Below are 21556 nucleotides of genomic sequence, written 5' to 3'. Positions count from 1 at the left end.
TCATCAATAGATGTATTTCGCCCCGATACAATTTTGCTACCTGGTTATGTTTATCAATTTCTAATTTTAAAGATAGATATTTTAAATATCTTTGACTACTACAAAGATATGAGCCCAGATTGAAGTGGCATCCTTTTTTCTGGCAGTTCGAGTGAATTTGCTTTTTTGCAAATTTGTATCGAGAACAGAAGAAAAAAGATATAACGGAAAGCTGGAAATAGCTTCTAATAAAATTATAAAAACTTTTTGATAGATCTTATAATTCCATAGTGAATTCCTTCGTGAAAATTATTGAAAGAAATTGCATTGTTAATAGAAGTTAAAACATAACCCGTGCTTGTTGGGTATGCTGTATAGTTCTCAAAAATACCCGCTTCTAGATCTTCTTCTAAGGTGTCTGGCAAGCCCAATAACAAATCTTTTACTTCAGAAAACTCTTCTTCTGTAAAATTTTTGGTTGGAAAAGTACCTTTTTTATAATCTTCAATTAACTCATCTGGACAAAGACAGTTTAAGCCTGAAAATTTGTAATGTAAAACTTGTTGGGTAACCACCAAATGGGCAACATTCCAAGCTATACTGTTTTTAAATCCTGCAGGAATTGCATGAATTTGATCTAAAGTTAATCCTTCTAATTCTTTTAAGACAAGTTCTCTAGATTTTCTTAAAACATCTATTTGTGTTTTCATTTTTATATGTAATTTTGAAGATGTAAATATAATTTATTAAAATGAAGAAAGTCTACTTTTTACAAACTTGTGATACTTGCCGCAGAATTTTAAAAGAGGTAAATACAGCTGGTTTCGAACGTCAGGAAATAAAAGCAAACAACATTACTGTTGCTCAACTAGAAGAAATGTATGCACTTTCTAATAGCTATGAAGCCTTGTTTAACAAACGTGCCAAATTATATTCTGCGATGGATTTGAAAAACCAAAACCTGTCTGAAACTGATTATAAACAATATTTACTTGATGAATATACATTTTTAAAGCGTCCGGTTTTTATGGTTGATGATGAAATTTTTATTGGAAATAGTAAAAAAGTGATAGAAGCCTTAAAAACAAAAATTAGTTCACTTTAAAACTGATGGATACTTGGCTGTTTCTTAATAGCATTAAAAATGGTAGTATATTTGCGCAACTTTATTTTTTATGAATCAGACATTATTATCTTCTCCTTTACAGGGTTTTACAGATTTTAAATTTAGAAATGCTTTTCATCATTTTTTTGGTGGAATAGACACTTTTTATTCGCCATATATTAGACTAAACGGAAAACTGGTTATTAAAAATTCTTATAAAAGAGATCTTTTACCAGAAAACAACTCCACATTAGAGGTAATTCCGCAAATTATTACCAATGATGTTGATGAGTTTTTATTTGTCTCTAAATACGTGCAAGAATTAGGTTACAAAGAATTGAATTGGAATTTAGGTTGCCCCTACCCGATGGTTACAAAACGCGGCATGGGTTCTGGATTGATTAGCGATGCTGAAAAAATAAATAGCATACTTCATAAAATTCATAATGAGTCTGACATTCTTGTTTCTATGAAAATGAGAATGGGGTACGAAACTCCAGAAGAAATCTTAGATGTTTTACCTATTTTAGACAATTATCCGCTTAAAAACATTGCCATTCATGCAAGAATTGGAAAACAACTGTATAAAGGTGGAACAAATTTAGAAGCTTTTCAGAAATGTTTAGACAACAGCAAACATAAAATGTATTATAATGGTGATATTACTTCGGTAGCTGCTTTTAAAAAACTACAGCAACGTTTTACTTCTATAGATCATTGGATGATTGGAAGAGGCTTAATTGCCGATCCGTTTTTACCAAGTATGATTAAAAATAATACTACAGAATATCCGAAAAATAGGTTTGATATTTTTAAAGATTTTCACGATAGAATTTATCAAGAATATGATGCAGCACTTTCTGGGCCAACACCCATTAAAATGAAAATGCAGGGCTTTTGGGAATATTTTTCGCAAAGTTTTGCAAACCCCCAAAAAACCTATAAAAAAATAAAGAAAGCACAAAACGCAAAAACGTATGCTATTGCTGTTGAAGGAATTTTTAAAGAAGCAAAAAACGGATACTAATGTAAATGTTTGTTGGGATTCTTTTTTAATGAATTAAATACGTAACAATATATAAGCCTTATTAAGGAATACAACAACGTTGATTTACTTCAGTTTAAAACTCATTTCTACTGGCAAATGGTCTGATGCTTCTCCAAATTCAGACAACACTTTACCCGAAATATATTCTATTGAATTTTTAGTGTAAAAAATATAATCTATGCGTTCAAAAGGTGATTTTGTATCAAAGGTATTTGCTGGGTTTTTTGCATTAAAAGCTGCATTTCCAACATCTTGCATGGCAAACATTTTTTGAACAATTGCATCTTTATTGCTTGCACTAGCATTAAAATCTCCTAACAAAATGGTTGGATACGTTTTTTTATATGTATTAAAAATAGCCAAAACTTCTTCAAATTGATTTTTTCTTGTGGAAGCATCAAAAGCTTCTAAATGAATGTTTATCAACACAACTTCTTGTTTATTTAAAGTAACTTTTACAACCTGTGCTAAGCGTTCTAAATAAAAAGCATCTCTATAAAAAGGAGTGCCTGCAACTCTTTCTAAAACAATTCTTTCATGCTCTTTTAACGGATATTTACTAATAATAGATTGTCCGGAAACAACTTTACCAAAATGCATTGTTGGCGGCCAATACGGAAAAGGTATATAGGTTTTATCCCAATTTACAGCTTGCGCTGCGTATTTAAAACCAAGTTCTGCAATTTTGTTTTGCTGATTTACAAAATAACTTCTAGAAGCATTGTAATCTATTTCTTGAAATGCAATAATATCTGCCTGTAGCTTTTTTGTTTGTGTTAAAACTTTCTGTAAATTAATGTCAAACAATTCTTTTGGTTTTGGTACCGGAAGGTTGTTTGTCATGCCACTTAAATACCCAATATTATAGGTAACAATGCTAAAAATTGAATCGTTAATTGGCGCATTTTCATTTTCAAAAACGCTTAAAACTTCATATTCCTTTTCGTTTAATGTTGATGAAGAAGCCCAATAGAAAAAAACGACTACGGCAATAATCAGCACTAAAAAAAAGCGAAATACAATTTTTAAGAATTTTTTCATGTTGTTTCTTCTATAGGGTTTTCTGAACTAAAATCTTTGATAACATTCGCTATAACTGCATCTATTCTTTCTTTACTAATATCATATTTAGGATTCAATCCTTTTTTCTCAGGAAAATTCTCAATAGTAACTGTGGTAGAAGGAAAAGCAAAATCTACGCCTAATTCTTTTGCCAATTTTACAATAGCAATATGCAATCTATGTTTAGAAGATTGTTCTACACCCCAAGCTAGACTCTTAAAGTACACATTTACCATCACCAATAAAGCAGAATCGCCAAAACCTGTAAATTCTACATTGTAAGAATCTGAACGTGTTTCTGGATGTGCAATAATAATTTCTCTCACGCCTTTTACAAAAGCCTCAATTAATTCTGGCGGCGTATCATAACGCAAACCTAAATTAGTATTGTATCTTCTAAACAAACGCAAACCTTTGTTATTAATAACAATTTCAGACAATTTACTATTTGGTATTTGATAAATAGAAGTATCTGCAGATCTAACTCTTGTAGATCTAAAACCTACTCTTTCTACGGTTCCAGAAAACTCACCTGTTTCTATCCAATCTTCTATATGGAAAGGTTTGTCTAGAAAAATCATAATAGTTCCTATCAAGTTTTTTACGGTATCTTGTGATGCCAAAGCAAAAGCCAAACCTCCAATAGTTGCACCAGCTAACATGGTAGTTGTGTCTACTCCAAAAAGAACTAAAAGTTTAAAAACACCAACAACAATAACCAAACCTGTAAGAAAACTATGCAAAATAGGCACTAATTGATCATCTAATCTACCATGAGTTCTTTCTGTAAATTCACCATAAATACGCATGATAACTTGCACTAATTTTAAGAAAACATAAATCCAAAATACGGTTTTGGCAATATTCATTATTAAAAACACCCAAGTGTTTATTGTCAAACCAAATTGCAACGACGGAAAAATTTTATCTACAAAAGACACACCAACCAATAAACTTATAGGATGCGCTAATTTCTTTAGCACTTTATTAACTTCTAAATTGGAATTTTTAGTAATTTGTTGTTGAATTTTTAATAAAATAAAAAAAACAATCCTTTTAATAATTAAAAAGATAAAATATGATAGCATAAGCATTAGCAACAACCCTACAAACTGCCACAGCTCTATAGTAAATATTTTTTTATGTCCAGAAACAGGAATTAAATTTTGTAATTTCTGTACATACCAAGGGTACACTTCTTTATATAAACCATCTATTTTTGAAACCGTTTCTGATGAAAAATACCAATTTTCTCCAATTTTTTCTACATAAATTTGAGGCATTCTTCCTGGAAACAATACATATCTATAATAAGAAGAATAACCAACCGTGTCTTTATAATTTGGGTTTAAAGGTATTTTATTAAAATCTACATATAAACCTTTACCATCTAACACTTGTTTAATCTTTATCGCTTTTTTTACCGCTTGCTCTTCTGGCAATCCTAAAATAGTTTTTGATGCTTTTTTAGGTTGATAAGAATCTGATTGTAAAAAAAATAAGTGTGTATAAATTGCAGCATGCGGATTACTTAAATCTACACGTGTACTATCTTGCGCATTTATAAAAATTGAGAAAAAAAATAATAAAACCCAAATAAATCTCTTCATTTTGAAAAAATGTTAAAAATCTGTTAATTAGAAATGCAAATTTAAACCTTTTAAATATTTAAGAGTCTTAGAAGTATCATAAATAAATAAAAACTTAAAAAAATGAAAAAAATAATATCGATTGTAGTTTTAGTATTCGCATTTACAGTAACTGCACAAGCACAAAAAAAAGGTGGTAAAATGTCAGCAGACAAAATGGTTAAAAAAATGACCAAAGAGCTAGATTTAACGGCTGACCAACAAACTAAGTTATTGCCAATTTTTGAAGCACAATTAGCAGACAGAAAAGCGATGAATGAAACTAGAAAAGCAGCAAAAGGAGCTGGAACAAAACCTAGTAAAGAAGAGCGTGTGAAAATGAAGAAAGAAAGAGATGCTGCGGAAACAGAAATGAATACTAAATTAGCAAGTATTTTAACTGAAGAGCAAATGACAACTTACAATACTCTTAAAAAAGAACAAAAAGGAAAAGGTAAAGGGAAAGAAAAAGGAAAGGGAAAAGGAAAAGGAAAAAAAAATAAAGAATAATTAGTTATGGGTTGATTGGTTTTGAAAAAACTCGGTTTCTTAATTGAAATCGAGTTTTTATTTTTCCACCAATGTTAATTATCTGTTAAACAAAAATTTGTATTAAACTATTGTGCTTTCTAGCGGTCAAAGAAGTATAGATAAACATTAAAAATTTTTAGATATGAGAAATTTAGCAAGCATTTTAGTTTTAGTATTCGCATTTACTTTAACAACACAAGCTCAGAAAAAAAGAGGTGATAAACAAGCAAAATTAACAATTGAACAACAAACAACTTTAACTGTTAAAAAAATGACCTTGGCCTTAGATTTATCTGAAAAGCAGCAAAATGAAATTAAACCTCTTTTAATGGCAAAAATGTCTGAAAGAAAAGCTGCAATGGAAAAAAGAAAAGCTGAAAAAACAAAGAAAGAAAGACCTACAGCTGATGAAATTTATGCTATGAAAAATAAGCAGTTAGATCATCAAATATTAATGAAAAACAAAATGCAAGACATCTTAGATGAAGCGCAATTTGAGAAGTTTGAAAAAATGCAAAAGCGCAGAAGTAAAATAGCAATGCATAAAATGAAAGGGAAGAAAGACAGAAAACAACGCAAAGGAAAAAAAAGAGGAGACAAACTTGAAGAAAATAAGTAAACTAGTTTTGGTTGATTAGTTGATTGAAAAAACCCGATTTCTTAATTGAAATCGGGTTTTTACTTTTAAAACATTTTTGCTTTGTGTTAAAAATATTATTTCGCCTAAAATTAAAACTTACTTTATAATTAAGCTCTTTTTTGAAATACAGTTTTTTTTACTTGATAAAAAAAAAGTTGTGAAAGCCCAACTCTAAGTAATACCTAGCTATTCTTCTTTAAACCAACCAGAGTATTTTACATAATTATTCGCAATTCTGTCTATTTCTCCAGAAATTAATTCTTGCGAAATATCTTTAACTTTTTTTGCGGGAACTCCTGCGTAAATACTACCACTTTCTACGTGAGTATTTTTAGTAACTACAGCACCAGCTGCAATAATAGAATTAGATTCTATAATACAATCATCCATAATTATGCTTCCCATACCCACCAAAACATTGTCTTTTATAGTGCAACCATGTACAATTGCATTGTGGCCAATAGAAACATTGTTGCCAATATTTGTTGGAGATTTTAAATAAGTTGCATGTATAACTGCACCGTCTTGAATGTTAACTTTGTTGCCTATTTTTATATAATGCACATCGCCACGAATTACGGCATTAAACCAAATACTACAGTCTTTTCCTAAAGAAACATCGCCCACAATTGTTGCGTTTTCTGCCACATAACAATCTTCTGGTATCTGTGGATGTTTACCATTTACAGCTTTAATTATTTTCATTTTATTTAATTATTTAATTTCAATTTTATATTTATTACTGTTTATTGTTGGTGGCAACCAACCTGCCATAATACTAAAACAAACAGTATATTTTCCTTTTTTATCTGGTGTTTGCATGTCAAATTTAATTTCTTTATTTAAAGATTGATTGGTTATTCTTTGAATTTCTTTTTGAAAAACCATGTTTTTTCCTTCAAAAAATTGATAAATTAAACTAGGTGGATATTTAGAATTTGCTTCTAAATTTAACACCTCTTTATTGTTGTTATTTAAAGTGATGGTTACCGGAATTTCTTCTGCCATAAATGCCGTATTTCGCATAGTATTTGACGTAATTTTAATGCCAGAAAATAATTGTAAATTCTCAAGAATTGCATACTTTATTTTAGGAAAACCATTGATAGAATCTAACTTTTTATTCTCATAATTTGCAACCAAGAATATCTTTTTTCCTCTGTATTTTTGTTCCACATTCCAAACATCAAACTGATTTTTTCTTCCCCAGGTATTATTTAAAGAAAAACCTTTAGATTTACTGTAAAACTCATACAAAGAAGCATTTTGATACGAATTCATAAAACCTACAGGCAAATCTTTGGCTTGTTTTTCTATGGCCTTCATTTTCTCTTTTTGATGAAATTGCTTTGTAATTTCTGCAACAATAGAAGTGTTATTCTTTTCTAAATCTATTGAAATTAGAATTCTTATGGCAACAATTAACAAAACAGAAATTACCCCAAAATAATAGTACAATTTCTTTCTAATTGTTTGTTTAATTACATAATTATAACCAAAATACAAGGCTGGAAATACAATAAAGAGTGTCCAATGTGCTTCTATTCTTCCTCTGAAAGACATGATAAAAAAGAACAAATAACCACCCCAAAAAAGGTATTGTAGTGTTTTTTCAAATTGATTTTTACTAGACAGTTTGTAATGCGCTATAAAAAACAAAATTCCGGTAAATGGCCCTAAAATAAAAGGTTGTGTTCCTAAATATTCTAAGGTGTAATTAATAGAATAATTATCTACAATTCTTTCAAATAAGTGATATTTTATGGAAGGAAAATCGTTTTGAAATTGCCATAAAAAATGCGGAATTAAAATTGCCACAAAAGGAAGTATTGCCAACCAAAAATACTTGTTTCGAAATAATTTTAAATTTGAAAGAACTGTTAGCCCTATTATAATTACGCCATGGTATTTAGACAAAATCAAAATGCCAGCCGCAACACCTAAAAATAAAGCGTTTTTTAAATTTGACTTTTCTAAAAACCTTTTATACACAAAAAAGAACAACGCAGAAGTAAGCAATAAGGGATTATCTGGCAACGCTAAAAAGCCCATAAAATGCACAATGCCCATAGATAAAACCAACAAGTAAAAAACTTTTAATTCTTTTGGATTGATGATTTTTTGCCACAAAAAAATGGTAGAAACACTTGCCAACATTGGTAACAATCGTACTCCTAACTCATTATTAAAAAGAGAATACCCTATTTTTACAAGCAATGCAATGGCAGGTGGATGATCAAAATATCCCCAAGAAAGCTCTCGAGAATACATCCAATAGTAGGCTTCATCATACATGAGTTCTGTAAATAAAGCTTGCAGTAACAGGCTAAAAAACCAACAGGTATAAAATAGAATTTGGATATTTTTATTTACAAATTGTTTCATATTGAAGTATAAAAATACTGCTTTATGAATTAATACTTTTGATAATTATCATTTTTTTAAACCTATATTCTTTTAAAAACTTAATAGGTTTATTCCAAATAAATAAAGAGCAAATAATACAAATTTTTCTATTTAAAATAAGACAACAAATTGCTTTTCTGTGAAGCCGAAACTAAGATTTCTTTTCCGTTAGAAACCACCACACTTCCGCCCTTTCCTTTTTTGTATTTTGTAATGGCATTTACATTTACCAAATACGATTTATGAATCCTTGCAAATGTGTGCTCTTTTAAAGCTTCTTCAAAATATTTTAAGGTTTTGCTCACTAGTTTCTTAGAATTTGCCAAATGAATCTCGGTATAATTGTCATCGGCTTTGCAAAAAACAATATCATTGATGTCTAAAACTTCAAATCCGTCTTGTTGCGGAATGGTGATTTTACCAATCGCAGAATTTGTTTTAGGCGCTAAAATTTGATGTTGTAATTGACTTTCTTTTTCTTTAATTTCAGTAACTATATTTACTGCTTTTATCAGCTCATCTATAGAAATGGGTTTCAATAAATAATAGCTAGCATGATTGTTTAAAGCATCTATTGCATAATGGTCATAAGCAGTTACAAAAACGGTTTCAAAGGTTCTGTCTTCCACTTTTTCTAATAAATCAAACGCATTTCCAAAAGGCATTTCTACGTCTAAAAACACCAAATCTAAAGCGTGTTGCTGAATCAGTTTATACGCTTCATCAATAGTACTTGCCTCTGCTACTAAGGTTACATTTGGGCAATATTTGCCTAAATAATTTCGAAGGATATCTCTGCTAATTTGTTCATCTTCTACTAATATTGCTTTTAGTTTCATAACTTTTTTGTAATTACCTTGTGTTGCGCTTCCATTTTCTCAGACATGTAAAGAGAAACTTTCTAATACAATTATTTCTTTTTTAACAACAATGCTACTTTTGTTCCTTCTCCGTTTTGTAAAGCATCAGAAACCTCTACAGAAATTCTATCTTTATACATATCATTTAAAATAGAGATTCTATTTTTAATGTTACTCATTCCTTTCGATTTCTGTTTTAATTGATTTTTTGTTTTTAATTCTTGCGATTTTTCTCTCCCAATACCATCATCAATAATAAAAATTGAAAGTGTTTCTTTATCTTTTTGATCTATAGATATTTCTAAATTCCCTTTTGTTTTTCTATAACGCAAACCATGCCAAATAGCATTTTCTATATACGGTTGCAATAGCATGGGGGGAATAGAAAATTGGTCTAAATCAATGGTTTTATCAACATTTATTTCATACTCAAATTTATCCTTAAACCTGTTGTGTTCTAGTTTAACATACAATTCTAGCAACTCAATTTCTTTGTTTAAAGGAATAAAATCTTCATCAGAATTTTCTAAAACCGAGCGCATTAAGGCAGAAAACTCAGAGAGATAACGGTTTGCATTTCGTTCATCATTTACCGCAATAAAACTATTTACAGAGTTTAAAGCATTAAAAATAAAATGCGGATTCATTTGTGAACGCATCGATTTTAAGGCTAATAAATTGTTGGCTAATTTTTGTTGTTTGTTGTTTCTAAACATAAAATAAGCAAGCAGACTTAACAATAAAATTCCTGCAATTAAAGAATAAATAATTACACGTTGTCTTCTATTGCTTTCTTCTGATAATTTACTATCTATATACGCCAAACTAATTTTACTTTGCGCCAATTCTTTGTCTTTTTCTAAACTGGCAATTCTGTTCTGATTATCAGAAATTTTCTTAGAAAAACGCTGAACTTGTTGTATTTCTTGTTCTTTTTTAACATAAGATTCATCTACCAATTCTACATATTCTTGGTAACTTTTTAAGGCTTTATCATAATCACCTACTGTTGCATAAACTTCTGATAATTTACGAGTTGCATCTTTTTTAATTATAATATCTTCATTTTTATCAGCATCTTTTATACTCTTTTCTAAAAACGGAATCGCCTCATCATAATTTTCTTTCTGCACGTAAGCATTTCCAATTTTATAATTTATTTTTTGCGATGTTATAGAATCTCTTTCCTTTGTAAATCCTTGAGAAGAAATTTTACTGCTTGCTTTTTTTAAACTCTCTTTTCGTAATTTAATTTCACTGTCTAGTTGATTGGATTTATTATAAAAATCTGCCACTTTTTCTTCTTCAACCAAAGAGCGACTTATATTTTCTTTGGATGCCAAATCTAATGCGTTTTTATACCTAAGATTGGCCTGAGAAATATTTCCTTCTGCCGCAAAAACATTTGCAATTTTTGAATTTAAATCTGTAATTTTTGGAGTTACTAAATTCTCTTTTGCAATTTTTAAAGCGTTATCATAAGATTTTTTTGCTTCGTTATAATTTTTTAAAGCAAAAGCAACATCTCCTAAACCTTCAAAAACTATAATTCGTTGGTAATTACTTAATTTTTCTTCACTTATTTCTTCATATATTTTCTGACTATTAACATACTCTTTAAGTAAAAACTGTGCTTTTGCCAAAGAGATTTTAGTACTTATATTTTCTTTTATTTGAATTGATAATTTATAATTATTTGTTGCCAAATCATATTGTTTCCAGTACATATAAATATCCGCTAGAGTTTTATAAGTAGCTGCATTTCTTTCTTTAGATTCTCTATTTTGTAAGGCTTTTTCTATAAAAGACACACTTTTATCAATGTCTTTTTTAGTATAAAATTTTGCAGAATCTAAATATGTATGATACTTATCTTGCGCATCTACAGTTTTTCTAGATGATGAATATTTTGTGTATTTGTTTTCTTTTGAAACTTTCTGATCTGATAAACCTTCAACTAAAATTTTAATTTCTTCATCAGATTTTATCCTATAAAAAACCGTTTCAAAATCTGGATGCATCACTATTAAATCGTTACCAACTTTAGCTTTAATTGTATAATTTCCAGATATTTCAGAATAAGAAAACTGCAAACCATTCACAGTAACTTCTGCATTCTTTATAGCATTTCCTGTTTCTTTATTTTCTACTTTAACCTCTATAGAAAGATCTCTATTGGCGTTTATAGAACTATTTTCTTGCGAAAAAGCTACAATACTAAAGAGAATTAAAAAAAACGTTATGTGTTTGGGTGTGCTCATAAATAATTTATTACTGTAAACATACACACAAAAAAGCAGCCAAAAAAACGGCTTAAAATAATTTCGAACTAAAATTTCTTTTAAAATCATCAATTACTAAATTTTTATACCAATTCACTCATTCAAAATACCGTTTTGCTCATTCTAGCTTTTATAAGAAGTAAGTTGGTATTAATATTGAAGTATAAAAAGCAACCAGCATTACAATTTTATAAAACTTAAAAATAAAACATCATGAAAAATTTAGGATTAAAAATTATTGCACTATTTATCTCCTTAAATAGTTTTGCAAAACAAGAATCAACCACAGAAAAAATAAAAAACCAAACCATAAAAGTGGCGTTATTATTAGATACTAGTAATAGTATGGACGGATTAATAAACCAAGCAAAAGCTCAACTTTGGGAAATTGTAAACGAATTATCCTATGCTAAATATGGAATTAAAAAACCCAATTTAGAAATTGGTTTGTATGAATATGGCAATTCTTCTTTAGCCGCAAAAGAAGGATATATTAGGCAAGTTTTACAGTTTAGTAGCGATTTAGATGAGATTTCTGAAAAGCTTTTTTCTTTAACCACCAATGGTGGAAGCGAATTTTGCGGACAAGCAATTCAAACTTCTTTGGATGAACTTTCTTGGGGAAAAAACAAAAATGATTTACGTCTTATTTTTATTGCCGGTAACGAACCTTTTACCCAAGGAAAACTAAATTACAAAGATGCAATTGCCAATGCAAAAGAAAAAGATGTTCTTATAAACACCATTTTTTGTGGAGATTATAACAACGGAATTTCTGGAATGTGGCAAGACGGAGCGGTAACTGGTGGTGGCGATTACATGACCATTAATCAAAATAAAAAAATGGTACATATTGTAACTCCTTATGACGATGAAATTATTATTCTGAATAAAAAACTGAACAAAACGTATATTTATTATGGTGATAAAGGATTTTCTAAACATTCTAATCAAAAAATGCAAGATGCCAACGCCTCTTCTTTGCATGAAGAAATTGCCGTAAAAAGAGCCGTTAGTAAAAGCTCTAGATTGTATGACAATGCTTCTTGGGATTTAGTAGATGCCGAAAAAAAACAACAAGTAGATTATGCTAAAATTTCTAAAAAAAACCTACCTAAGGAATTGCAAAACAAATCTGCTTCTGAAATTAAATCCTATGTAAAAGAACAATCTGAAAAACGCACAAAAATTCAAAAAGAAATAAAAGATTTGAATACAAAAAGAAGACAGTTTATTACAAAAAAACAGCAAGAAGGTTCTAAAAAAAATGAGCTAGATAATGTGATGATTAATGCCATTAAAAGGCAAGCAAAATTAAAAAATTACGTTTGGTAATCTTTTCGTTAAAATAGCATTTTAAATTATTTTAATTAAACCTACAAGGCTTTCCTGTCTTGTAGGTTTGTTTTATTGTACAAAAAACAAGATGTAATTATTAGCTATTGAAGTAAAAAAATATCATTAATAATTCTAAAATAATTAAAGTTAGATATTCTTTATTAATTCTTAATTTAGCTTCCTATAAAGCTAGAATACCTAAATTTTATATAAATGCATACTTTTACATTCAATCACATTGCTCTTTCTGTTAAAGATGTAGATAAATCTATAGCGTTTTATCAGCAAGTATTTCAGTTTAAAGAAATTAAAAATACGGCTTCAGATTCTAAAACAAGGTGGTTGGCTATTGGTGAAGGCAAACAGTTGCACTTAATTCCGCGTCCCAATGCTGAAATCAAAATAAATAAAGCAGTTCATTTTGCATTAACAACGGCAAATATGGCTTCATTTGTAAAACATTTAAATACTATAAATATTGATTATTCTGATTGGAAAAACACGCCCAACAAAGATTATATTAGAAATGATGGTATTTTACAAGTCTATTTTCAAGACCCAAATGGCTATTGGATAGAAGTAAATAATGATGTTTGATTCATGTAACAAATCCTAAAAAATCACTTATACTTTAAACCGAAATCCATACTTGATTTTTGATTTATTAATAAAGTATCAAGAGAATTTTCTAAATCAATTCCTTTAATTATCTTAGATAAACTGACACTAAATTGGCATCAAAATCTATGCAAACTATTCAGTGGCAAAAGAAGTAAAAAGGAAATTTTAAAATAACTTAAAACTCCTCTAGCACAAGTTAAATAATTTAGTTTGTTCTAAACTTAACAAACCACGTAAATTAATCTTTCATTAAACAATCATATTAGAAACACAGACATCGTTATTTAAAGTTATTTTATCTCCTATAACGGTTTTGCCTAGGATTAGTAAGGGAAGAAAAGAAGCAGAACCTTTATGAGCACGGACTAAGCCGAATTAATTCTAGCAGGTGTTTTACAATCGGCTATTTACTCGCTAAATATTCTTTTGCTGTTAAAACAGGAAGTTTTGAGTTTTTAAAATCTTTTTTATTTCGAGTAATAATAATATCTACTTGATTTTCAATTGCAGAATAATATTGTAATCCGTCTTCAAAGTCAGAAAAACTCTCATCGTTTAGGGCTAATTCAGTAACCTTATCATCTAAAGATAAAGTTTCAACAAGAACTTTAAATTTTCTTAGTATAGTTCTTGATTCTTCTTTTGATTTTATCTTTGTTAGTATATAATGAGTATTAGCAAAACTCAAAGATGAAACAGTTAATGTAATTACATTTTTGTCAGCTAAAGAAAATAGAGTAGCAGTTTCAGTATAAAATTCTTCACGTTTGGCTAATAAATCAATGATTATATTAGTATCAACTAATAAACGAATCATTTATATTTTTCCATTAAAAAATTAGTATAATCGTCTTTTGAGTTATCAGTATTATCTAGATTAATTACACCACTTAAACTTTCAACTAGTGGAGTGATTTTATTTGCCTCAGCCCTTTTATTTGTCAAGGAAGATAAATATGATTCAATAAGTTTAGATAAGCTAACCTTATTAGATTTAGCATAATTCTTAGCTTGTTCAATCACAGATTTATCAAGCCTTAATGTTAATTTAGTATCCATAATAAATTTATTTACGTACAAATATAATTAATTTACACGTATAATTAATTTTCAAAATGTTTTTTTTGCTGATATACAACTATCAATTAAAGATGAAAACTATTATCTTTATTTCTTTTAATTTCAAGGAATAAAATTATGATCAAATCTTTTTCAATTTTTATAGTGTTATTATTATCACATACAATAACAGCACAAAATGTAGTATATGTTTATGGTGATGTGTCTGAAAAGGGAATGGTTCCGTCTGGAAAAGATAGTCCTTTTCATCAAATGAGATTGGTAGACAAAGGTAGGTATGGAATGAGTCTATTTAAGGAAGCTATTGAAGAAACAGGTTTGAACATTACGGAAGTATATGATGCAGAAACTACTTTTAATGCTACTTTTTTAAAAGATGTAGATGTGCTTATTTTAGGTTCTAATCAAAAAAAATTCTCTAAAACAGAAATTGATTCCATACATACATGGGTAAAACAGGGAGGTGGGCTTATTGCTTGGTCTGATAGTGCTTTTGGTGGCCACTATAAACATGTAGGAATTGACAATACACTGGGTAGAGATTCTGACAACCAAGTTACCAAAGCCTTTGGAATGCATTTTTTAACGGATAACGGAGGTGGTAATTACCTCATTACCTCATACACTAAAGATCATTTTATCAACAATAACAACAAAAATGGTGGAATTCGTTTTAGAGGTGAAGGCGTTAGCTTTGTTAGAATTAGTCCTCCAGCAAAGGTTTTGGCAAAAGCACAAGACCATGGTTTGGGAGGCAAATTACAAGTAAACAAAATAGATGGCGTTTTTAATCCAGATACTGATGTTACACTTGCTGTTTCAACTATAAACAAAGGACGAGTGGTAGGTTTGTTTGATAGAAATATGATGTGGAATGCTGGTGATGGCAGTCAAATAACACATTCAAATAATAAAGAGTTTGCTCAAAGAATTGTGTTATGGGCGGCTGGTATAGAGGAAAACTCAAAAATTTCCAAAAATATTGAATCAAAAAATACAGGATTAAATTTACCTCCACAAGTAACCATTCAAACAGATTATGATTCAAAAAACACTGTAAAATTTATCGTTGATATAATTGATAAAGATACTGATGAATTATATCCTGAGATTAAATGGATTCTAAAAAAAGGTCCTAAAGTAACATTTGAAAACAACAATCCAAATACTCAAACCCCTGTTATTACACTTACTAAAAAAGGAACTTATTTGTTTATGGCTATCATTAGCGATGGAGAATTTAAGATTAAAAAAAGGATAACCATCACTAAAACAAAATAATTAAGTAAACCTAAGTGGCCGTATTTAAAGTATAAAAATCACTTCCATTTAATACCACAACCCATACTTGGTTTTTGGTTTTCTAAAGTTGGTTTATTTTCTAACAAATTGTCAAGAGCATTTCTTAGATCAATTCCGGTAACAGGCTGTCCATTTCCGGGTCTTGAGCTATCTAATTGCCCATGATAAACTGCTTCTAAATTTTCATTAAAAACATAAAAATCTGGCGTACAAGCAGCGTCATAGGCTTTTGCTACATCTTGCGTCTCATCATACAAATACGGAAAAGGATAGTTTTCATCTTTGGCCAATTGTGTCATCAATTCAGGAGAATCTTGCGGATAATTCTCCACATCATTAGCGCTTATGGCAATAAAATGAATTCCTTGTAATTGATATTTATTCCCCAATTTCACCAATTCTTTATTTATATGAATTACAAACGGACAATGATTACAAATAAACATAATAACAGTTCCTTTTTCTCCTTTTGCCTTTTCGAGAGAAAGAAAATTGCCATCAACTGTATTTAATAAAGTAAAGTCTGGTGCTTTTGTTCCGTTTTTAAACTCGTTAGATTCTGTTCTTGCCATAATAATTAGTTATTAGTGATTGGTTTTAGTTGTTAGTTTGTCATTCCGAAATGAGCCTTTTTAGGCGATTGAGGAATCTCATCATAACGATAAGATTCCTCTTCGCTCCTCATTCGAAATGACATAAGTTGTACTTTTTTAATCCTCCGCCAAAGCATTGGCACAAATAAAACCACTTGTCCAAGCATTTTGAAAATTAAAACCGCCAGTTACGGCATCAATATTTAAAACCTCACCAACAAAAAACAAATTTTGATGTTTCTTACTTTCAAAACGTTTAAAATTTATTTCTTTTAAATCAATTCCTCCTGCGGTTACAAACTCATCTTTAAAAGTTGTTCTTCCATTGGCGTTAAAAATTCCTTTTGTAAGTTGATTTGCCAAATTTTCTAATTGCATATTGTTTAAATCGGCCCAATTCTGAGTTGCATTTATTCCTGCTGCAACTACAAAACGTTCCCACAATCTTTTAGAAACCTCAACAAATGGAGATTTTAAAATAGTTGTTTTTCTAGGTTCTTTCTTTTTTAAATTCAACAAAACATTTAATACTTTATCCGTTGGTCTAGACAACCAGTTTACCTCTACATTATATTGATAATTTTTATCAGCTAAAATTCTTGCGCCAAAGGCGGATAATTTTAAAATTGCTGGCCCACTCATTCCCCAATGCGTAATTAACAATGGCCCAGATGCTTCTAATTTTGTTCCAGAAATAGTTACCGTGGCATTGGGTACAGAAGTACCTAATAAATCTACCAATCTTTTATCATTGATGTTAAACGTAAATAAAGACGGAACAGGTTCTATAATTGTATGTGCTAATGTTTTGCATAATTCCCACACTTTTTTAGAACTTCCTGCGGCAATTACTACTTTATCTGCTTCAATATTTTGCTCTTTGGTGTTAATAACCCATTTATTTTCTTGTTGATAAATAGAATTTACACCACAATTTGTCAACACTTTAATTCCTAAGTTATCAACAGCATTCTGAAAACAATCTATAATTGCCTGACTTGTATTTGCTTCTGGAAAAACCCGATTATCTTCTTCTATTTTTAAAGGAACACCTCTATTTTCGAACCATTCAAAAGTATCACCGGTCATAAACTGATGAAAAGGTCCTAACAATTCTTTTTTTCCTCTTGGATAAAATTCGATTAAATCCTTCGGAATAAAGCACGCATGTGTAACATTACATCTTCCTCCTCCAGAAATTTTCACTTTCTGTAAAACGTCTTTTCCTTTCTCAAGAATTGTAATATCTAAATCCGGATTATTTTCTTTAGCGTTTATCGCTGTAAAATATCCTGCTGCTCCTCCTCCAATAATTATTACTTTTTTCATTTTTTTTATGTTGTCAGTTCGAGTGATTTTGATTTTTTTCAAAATTGTATCGAGAACCTTTTATTAAATCATCTCGATACAAATTTATTTCATTCTTCAATAAATTTACTCGATGTGACATTATGTTATAAAATCATTTCTTTATAAGTAAGAATCGTTTTAAATCCTTTATTTTTAAAATAAGTTGGGGTTGATGCATTTCCAGTTACCAACACAAAATCTCCTCCCCAAGCGCCTAAACTTTTTATGGCTCCAAAATAATCTGGAAATAAGTTTTCTTTTACTGGTTTTAATTTGATAATAGAACTGATAATTTGTTCGTGTTCAACAATTAATTCTTCAAACTTTTCTAAAGATTCAACTTTTAAAAAGGCATCAGAAATTTCTGAAATTCTTTTTATTTCTTTATCAAAATTGATATTGCTTTCTCTAAATTTTGCAATTCCTTCTTTAGAATCTTGCTTCTGATTTAAGTGTACAAAAAATAAGTTTTCTTTAAAACTTGGGTTGAATGCTACTTGCTCAACAACAGGTTTTTTATCTTTAATTTGATAGAAAACAGGTGTATCATTCTGAGCACAAGCAATATCGTAACCACTTCCTTTAAAAGAGTTCCACAACAATTTAAAAGCATCTACTTTTGCCCAAGCAGCAACAGAATTAATTAATGTTGATGAAGTTCCTAAACCCCAATTTCTAGGAAAAGTTAAGTTTGTTTTTACTACAAATCCACCTTTTGACACTAAAAAACTTGGATTCATTTTTTTTGCTTCCTCTAAAATATCTAACAAGGTTTCTGCAATTACTTCTCCGCTTCCTTCTTTATCAGAATTAAACGTACAATTTATCAAACGTAATTTTTTGATATCGAAAACAGCCTCAAACCAACAGACTCCTGTATGTGTAAAACTTCCCCAAATAATCTCTGGTTCTTGAATTTTTTCAACACTTAAATCTTGTCCAAATTTAGTTGGAATTGCTAAAGATTTAGCGCCATCTAAAACAAGATATTCTCCTGTTAGTAACAATTTTCCGTTGGAATAATAGTTTTTCATTTATCTTTCATGAATTGCATCCTGTCTTAGCAGGATGACAAATATAAATTACATACAAAGGGCTTTAGCCAAATCACACATTTTCTTTGCCAAAAAATTTTGCTAAAGTCAATTATTTATACATCATTTTACAATGAGCTAAAACTTATTGCAATTTATTATTAATCTTTTAATTTTATAAAATCATATTTCAAAATAAAATCTTCATACTCTTCTTGAAACGATTTTTTACTATGATGTTCTTCTTGATTTTTTATATAATTTCTAACTTTATCAATCATAGATTCAGAAACTGAAACCGCAAAATATTCGCTTTGCCATTGAAATTTTTCTACAGTTAACTTTTCTTTATTAATCCAAAAAGAAGATTCTCCTTTTATTAATTGCATTACCTTTTGTATTGTTTGATCTACTCCAAGAGAAACTAAACAATGACAATGATCTGTATATCCGTTTATAAAATCTATATAAATCCCTTTCTTTTTTGCATTCTCTTTTATATGTGCCCAAACTTTTTGTCTAATTTCTTTTGTAGCCAAAAACGGAATTCTGTTTTTGGTACTCCAAACAAAATGTATATAGACTTTTACAAAAGGCATAATTTTTATTTAATATTAGAATTTGGCTAAAGCCAATCATCAATTTTATTATTTATTACAATGGGTTGAAACCCATTGCTATTCAATTCAAAAAACATTTCAATGATTACAATGGGTTGAAACCCATTGCTATTCAATTCAAAAAAATGAATTAGATCAACACATGTATAAAATCCAAATTAATTGCATCCTGCTTTAGCAGGATGATAAAAAAATATTGTCCACAAATTGGCTTTAGCCAAATTACACATTCTCATTACAATGGGTTGAAAAACATTGCAATTGAATTCAATAAAATGAATTAAATCAATACATTTATAAAATCCAAATCAATTGTATCCTGCTTTAGCAGGATGACAAATATAAATTACAATAATCTAAATTGTTTAAAATGATGTGTAAAATGTTTAACATGAAATTTTTGCCAATATTCATAATCTAATTCACCAAAAAATGGATGATTTTCAGATTTTGCAGTTTTAAAATGGGTTACAAAGTTTGCTATTTGTTCCTTTAAATCTGTTATTGCTTCTTCAATATTGTTAAATTTTTCTGGGGTAGGTTCATCGGATAAAATAGACGCTCTAAAACCAATATGCAACTCTTCATCAGTATCTAAAAAAGGTTTTCTTCTGGTCGTTTTTTCGTCAGAAACATAATAATCGGCATCAATTTTTCCGTTAGAAATTTGCATCAATAGACTTAAATGCTCTATTACTTGCTGTCCGTTCATTTTTCCAAAAAGTGGTTGGGTTTCTTTAGTTAAACTTTCCAATTTATTGGTAATTTCATCAACATTTAAAAAATCTACCCAATTTATTTTTGGTTTTCTTAATTCATTAAACTTGGTAACCACTGCAGAATGAGAAACTGTTCTACCTTCAAAATAATCATTTATTTCTTGTTTTTCTTGCTCTGTTGCTCCTAATTGATTTAAGATATTCTGCAAATGCATTTTCATATGACCATGCTGAATTCCTTTTGTTGTTAATGCTCTTAATGCAGCAAAATTTTGAGCCAAACCTGCGGCGGCTGTAATTTGCATTAAGGTTCTTGCAGATGGATTTTGTAGCATTTTTAAAGAAATTTTTGCCATTGGATGTAAAGATGTTAATCCTCCAACGGTACCTAAAGCCAACGGAATCTCAATCCAAAATTTAAAAATACCGTTACTAATACTGCAATGAGACAAACTTGAATAAGTACCAGATTTGGAAGCATAAGCGTGGGCGCCAGCTTCAACCGCTCTAAAATCATTACCAGTGGCTAAAACTACCGCATCAATACCATTCATAATTCCTTTATTATGCGTTACGGCTCGGTAAGGTTCTATTTCAGCAATTTTAACTGCCTGCTCAAATTTTTCTGCAAATTTCTGAGGATTTTCTCCTCCTAATTCTTCTATTGTACAACTCACTTCTGCTCTTACCAAACATTCCGGAACGTAATTAGATAAGATACTCATTACAATTTCTATGTCTTCTTTTTCAAACTTTTTGGCAATAACTTCTAAACAAGAATTTATAAAGTTTGCACCCATAGAATCTTTTGTTTCAAAAGTTACATGCAATTGGTAATAGCTAGCCAACTTATCCGTTTTATCAACCAATTTTATATCTAAAATTCCACCACCACGTTTTTCCATATTTTTGGTAATCGCAGCCGTTGCAGCAAATAATTCCGTTTTATTTTCATGAAAATACTTTTCAAGTGCTGCCTTATCTCCAGCATACATAAAATGTACTTGCCCAATTTTAGTGGTAGAAATTACATGGGTTTTAAAACCTCCTCTAGTACTCCAAAATTTACCCACTAAAGAAGCTGCAGCAACTACAGAACTTTCTTCTACAACCATAGGAATTACATAGGTTCTATCATTTATTATAAAATTTGGTGCCACACCAAAAGGCATATAAAAATTAGAAATGGTATTTTCTATAAAATCATCATGCAATTGTTGTAAATCATTATCAATATTCCAATATTGTTTAATTATGGTAAGAGTTTCTGATTGATTATGAAAGTAATTTTCTGTTAACCATTGTATCTTTTCTTCTTTGGTTAACTTAGAAAAACCTGAAATAAGTTTGCTCATTTA

At 29.5% G+C, this 21556-nt stretch carries 21 protein-coding genes and 1 pseudogene; 7 read left to right on the top strand and 15 right to left on the bottom strand.

Annotation, left to right across the window (positions count from 1 at the left end; all coding sequences use genetic code 11):
* Positions 1 to 233 precede the first annotated feature (233 nt).
* The gene (locus ACSHW5_RS14865; RefSeq protein WP_435676936.1) at positions 234 to 689 is read right to left on the bottom strand and encodes a DinB family protein; all 456 of its coding nucleotides are present in this window, start codon (positions 687 to 689) and stop codon (positions 234 to 236) included.
* A 41-nt stretch (positions 690 to 730) separates the two neighbouring features.
* Between ACSHW5_RS14865 and ACSHW5_RS14860 the strand changes: the two genes are divergently transcribed.
* Together ACSHW5_RS14860 and ACSHW5_RS14855 are read left to right on the top strand one after the other, a co-directional pair.
* A complete protein-coding gene (locus ACSHW5_RS14860; RefSeq protein WP_435676935.1) occupies positions 731 to 1084 on the top strand; it encodes an arsenate reductase family protein in 354 nt (117 codons plus the stop codon).
* 70 nt (positions 1085 to 1154) lie between these two features.
* Positions 1155 to 2111: a tRNA dihydrouridine synthase gene (locus tag ACSHW5_RS14855; RefSeq protein ID WP_435676934.1), complete on the top strand. Its 957-nt coding sequence runs from the start codon at positions 1155 to 1157 to the stop codon at positions 2109 to 2111.
* A gap of 84 nt (positions 2112 to 2195) precedes the next feature.
* Here the strand turns inward: ACSHW5_RS14855 and ACSHW5_RS14850 are convergent, their stop codons facing one another.
* Both ACSHW5_RS14850 and ACSHW5_RS14845 read right to left on the bottom strand, forming a co-directional pair.
* Positions 2196 to 3173: an endonuclease/exonuclease/phosphatase family protein gene (locus ACSHW5_RS14850; RefSeq protein ID WP_435676933.1), complete on the bottom strand. Its 978-nt coding sequence runs from the start codon at positions 3171 to 3173 to the stop codon at positions 2196 to 2198.
* Positions 3170 to 4804 carry a mechanosensitive ion channel family protein gene (locus ACSHW5_RS14845; RefSeq protein WP_435676932.1) on the bottom strand — a complete coding sequence of 545 codons (1635 nt, stop codon included), beginning with the start codon at positions 4802 to 4804 and terminating at the stop codon, positions 3170 to 3172. The genes ACSHW5_RS14850 and ACSHW5_RS14845 overlap by 4 nt, the downstream gene beginning before the upstream one ends.
* A 102-nt stretch (positions 4805 to 4906) precedes the next feature.
* On the opposite strand from ACSHW5_RS14845, the gene ACSHW5_RS14840 reads away from it, so the two are divergent.
* Both ACSHW5_RS14840 and ACSHW5_RS14835 read left to right on the top strand, forming a co-directional pair.
* On the top strand, positions 4907 to 5332 hold the full coding sequence (locus ACSHW5_RS14840) for a Spy/CpxP family protein refolding chaperone (RefSeq protein WP_435676931.1): 426 nt from the start codon (positions 4907 to 4909) through the stop codon (positions 5330 to 5332).
* Positions 5333 to 5495: 163 nt separating this feature from the next.
* A complete protein-coding gene (locus ACSHW5_RS14835) occupies positions 5496 to 5972 on the top strand; it encodes a hypothetical protein (protein WP_435676930.1) in 477 nt (158 codons plus the stop codon).
* Between the two features lie 207 nt (positions 5973 to 6179).
* Here ACSHW5_RS14835 and ACSHW5_RS14830 read toward each other — a convergent pair whose 3' ends face one another.
* The 4 genes from ACSHW5_RS14830 to ACSHW5_RS14815 form a co-directional block, all read right to left on the bottom strand.
* Entirely contained in the window at positions 6180 to 6698 is a 519-nt protein-coding gene (locus tag ACSHW5_RS14830; protein ID WP_435676929.1) for a gamma carbonic anhydrase family protein, read from the bottom strand.
* Positions 6699 to 6707: 9 nt separating this feature from the next.
* Complete coding sequence (locus ACSHW5_RS14825) at positions 6708 to 8378, bottom strand: ArnT family glycosyltransferase (RefSeq protein ID WP_435676928.1); 1671 nt, start codon at positions 8376 to 8378, stop codon at positions 6708 to 6710.
* 128 nt (positions 8379 to 8506) lie between these two features.
* The gene (locus tag ACSHW5_RS14820; RefSeq protein WP_435676927.1) at positions 8507 to 9238 is read right to left on the bottom strand and encodes a LytR/AlgR family response regulator transcription factor; all 732 of its coding nucleotides are present in this window, start codon (positions 9236 to 9238) and stop codon (positions 8507 to 8509) included.
* Positions 9239 to 9309: 71 nt separating this feature from the next.
* On the bottom strand, positions 9310 to 11520 hold the full coding sequence (locus ACSHW5_RS14815; protein ID WP_435676926.1) for a tetratricopeptide repeat-containing sensor histidine kinase: 2211 nt from the start codon (positions 11518 to 11520) through the stop codon (positions 9310 to 9312).
* Positions 11521 to 11754: 234 nt separating this feature from the next.
* On the opposite strand from ACSHW5_RS14815, the gene ACSHW5_RS14810 reads away from it, so the two are divergent.
* Together ACSHW5_RS14810 and ACSHW5_RS14805 are read left to right on the top strand one after the other, a co-directional pair.
* On the top strand, positions 11755 to 12876 hold the full coding sequence (locus ACSHW5_RS14810) for a vWA domain-containing protein (protein ID WP_435676925.1): 1122 nt from the start codon (positions 11755 to 11757) through the stop codon (positions 12874 to 12876).
* A 216-nt stretch (positions 12877 to 13092) separates the two neighbouring features.
* Positions 13093 to 13476, top strand: coding sequence for a VOC family protein (locus tag ACSHW5_RS14805; protein WP_435676924.1), 384 nt, complete (start codon positions 13093 to 13095; stop codon positions 13474 to 13476).
* Between the two features lie 427 nt (positions 13477 to 13903).
* Here ACSHW5_RS14805 and ACSHW5_RS14800 read toward each other — a convergent pair whose 3' ends face one another.
* Together ACSHW5_RS14800 and ACSHW5_RS14795 are read right to left on the bottom strand one after the other, a co-directional pair.
* Positions 13904 to 14317, bottom strand: a complete 414-nt coding sequence (locus ACSHW5_RS14800) for a type II toxin-antitoxin system VapC family toxin (RefSeq protein WP_435676923.1) — start codon at positions 14315 to 14317, stop codon at positions 13904 to 13906.
* The gene (locus ACSHW5_RS14795) at positions 14314 to 14559 is read right to left on the bottom strand and encodes a DUF6364 family protein (RefSeq protein ID WP_435676922.1); all 246 of its coding nucleotides are present in this window, start codon (positions 14557 to 14559) and stop codon (positions 14314 to 14316) included. The genes ACSHW5_RS14800 and ACSHW5_RS14795 overlap by 4 nt, the downstream gene beginning before the upstream one ends.
* Positions 14560 to 14697: 138 nt before the next feature.
* On the opposite strand from ACSHW5_RS14795, the gene ACSHW5_RS14790 reads away from it, so the two are divergent.
* Positions 14698 to 15861 (top strand): hypothetical protein, encoded by a 1164-nt coding sequence (locus ACSHW5_RS14790; RefSeq protein ID WP_435676921.1) that lies wholly within the window; start codon positions 14698 to 14700, stop codon positions 15859 to 15861.
* A 38-nt stretch (positions 15862 to 15899) separates the two neighbouring features.
* On the opposite strand, the gene ACSHW5_RS14785 is transcribed toward ACSHW5_RS14790, so the two are convergent.
* The 6 genes and pseudogenes from ACSHW5_RS14785 to ACSHW5_RS14760 form a co-directional block, all read right to left on the bottom strand.
* A complete protein-coding gene (locus tag ACSHW5_RS14785; protein WP_435676920.1) occupies positions 15900 to 16454 on the bottom strand; it encodes a thioredoxin family protein in 555 nt (184 codons plus the stop codon).
* A 138-nt stretch (positions 16455 to 16592) separates the two neighbouring features.
* Positions 16593 to 17804 carry an NAD(P)/FAD-dependent oxidoreductase gene (locus ACSHW5_RS14780; protein ID WP_435676919.1) on the bottom strand — a complete coding sequence of 404 codons (1212 nt, stop codon included), beginning with the start codon at positions 17802 to 17804 and terminating at the stop codon, positions 16593 to 16595.
* Positions 17805 to 17929: 125 nt separating this feature from the next.
* Positions 17930 to 18859, bottom strand: coding sequence for a GYDIA family GHMP kinase (locus ACSHW5_RS14775; protein WP_435676918.1), 930 nt, complete (start codon positions 18857 to 18859; stop codon positions 17930 to 17932).
* 161 nt (positions 18860 to 19020) lie between these two features.
* A complete protein-coding gene (gene tnpA, locus ACSHW5_RS14770; RefSeq protein WP_435676917.1) occupies positions 19021 to 19458 on the bottom strand; it encodes an IS200/IS605 family transposase in 438 nt (145 codons plus the stop codon).
* A gap of 367 nt (positions 19459 to 19825) precedes the next feature.
* Complete coding sequence (locus ACSHW5_RS14765; protein WP_435676937.1) at positions 19826 to 20278, bottom strand: DUF1569 domain-containing protein; 453 nt, start codon at positions 20276 to 20278, stop codon at positions 19826 to 19828.
* A gap of 6 nt (positions 20279 to 20284) precedes the next feature.
* Positions 20285 to 21553 (bottom strand): annotated as a pseudogene (locus ACSHW5_RS14760) (hydroxymethylglutaryl-CoA reductase, degradative); the annotation flags it as partial.
* Positions 21554 to 21556 lie beyond the last annotated feature (3 nt).

Source organism: Polaribacter sp. (assembly GCF_051251875.1).
Lineage (GTDB): Bacteria > Bacteroidota > Bacteroidia > Flavobacteriales > Flavobacteriaceae > Polaribacter.
Note: the sequence above shows the minus strand (reverse complement) of the source record. Positions and strands in the feature narration are given on the sequence as shown.

Coding starts and splice junctions, on each gene's coding strand:
- ACSHW5_RS14865 (WP_435676936.1), bottom strand. CDS start 689: ATGAAAACACAAATAGATGTTTTAAGAAAATCTAGAGAACTTGTCTTA.
- ACSHW5_RS14860 (WP_435676935.1), top strand. CDS start 731: ATGAAGAAAGTCTACTTTTTACAAACTTGTGATACTTGCCGCAGAATT.
- ACSHW5_RS14855 (WP_435676934.1), top strand. CDS start 1,155: ATGAATCAGACATTATTATCTTCTCCTTTACAGGGTTTTACAGATTTT.
- ACSHW5_RS14850 (WP_435676933.1), bottom strand. CDS start 3,173: ATGAAAAAATTCTTAAAAATTGTATTTCGCTTTTTTTTAGTGCTGATT.
- ACSHW5_RS14845 (WP_435676932.1), bottom strand. CDS start 4,804: ATGAAGAGATTTATTTGGGTTTTATTATTTTTTTTCTCAATTTTTATA.
- ACSHW5_RS14840 (WP_435676931.1), top strand. CDS start 4,907: ATGAAAAAAATAATATCGATTGTAGTTTTAGTATTCGCATTTACAGTA.
- ACSHW5_RS14835 (WP_435676930.1), top strand. CDS start 5,496: ATGAGAAATTTAGCAAGCATTTTAGTTTTAGTATTCGCATTTACTTTA.
- ACSHW5_RS14830 (WP_435676929.1), bottom strand. CDS start 6,698: ATGAAAATAATTAAAGCTGTAAATGGTAAACATCCACAGATACCAGAA.
- ACSHW5_RS14825 (WP_435676928.1), bottom strand. CDS start 8,378: ATGAAACAATTTGTAAATAAAAATATCCAAATTCTATTTTATACCTGT.
- ACSHW5_RS14820 (WP_435676927.1), bottom strand. CDS start 9,238: ATGAAACTAAAAGCAATATTAGTAGAAGATGAACAAATTAGCAGAGAT.
- ACSHW5_RS14815 (WP_435676926.1), bottom strand. CDS start 11,520: ATGAGCACACCCAAACACATAACGTTTTTTTTAATTCTCTTTAGTATT.
- ACSHW5_RS14810 (WP_435676925.1), top strand. CDS start 11,755: ATGAAAAATTTAGGATTAAAAATTATTGCACTATTTATCTCCTTAAAT.
- ACSHW5_RS14805 (WP_435676924.1), top strand. CDS start 13,093: ATGCATACTTTTACATTCAATCACATTGCTCTTTCTGTTAAAGATGTA.
- ACSHW5_RS14800 (WP_435676923.1), bottom strand. CDS start 14,317: ATGATTCGTTTATTAGTTGATACTAATATAATCATTGATTTATTAGCC.
- ACSHW5_RS14795 (WP_435676922.1), bottom strand. CDS start 14,559: ATGGATACTAAATTAACATTAAGGCTTGATAAATCTGTGATTGAACAA.
- ACSHW5_RS14790 (WP_435676921.1), top strand. CDS start 14,698: ATGATCAAATCTTTTTCAATTTTTATAGTGTTATTATTATCACATACA.
- ACSHW5_RS14785 (WP_435676920.1), bottom strand. CDS start 16,454: ATGGCAAGAACAGAATCTAACGAGTTTAAAAACGGAACAAAAGCACCA.
- ACSHW5_RS14780 (WP_435676919.1), bottom strand. CDS start 17,804: ATGAAAAAAGTAATAATTATTGGAGGAGGAGCAGCAGGATATTTTACA.
- ACSHW5_RS14775 (WP_435676918.1), bottom strand. CDS start 18,859: ATGAAAAACTATTATTCCAACGGAAAATTGTTACTAACAGGAGAATAT.
- tnpA (WP_435676917.1), bottom strand. CDS start 19,458: ATGCCTTTTGTAAAAGTCTATATACATTTTGTTTGGAGTACCAAAAAC.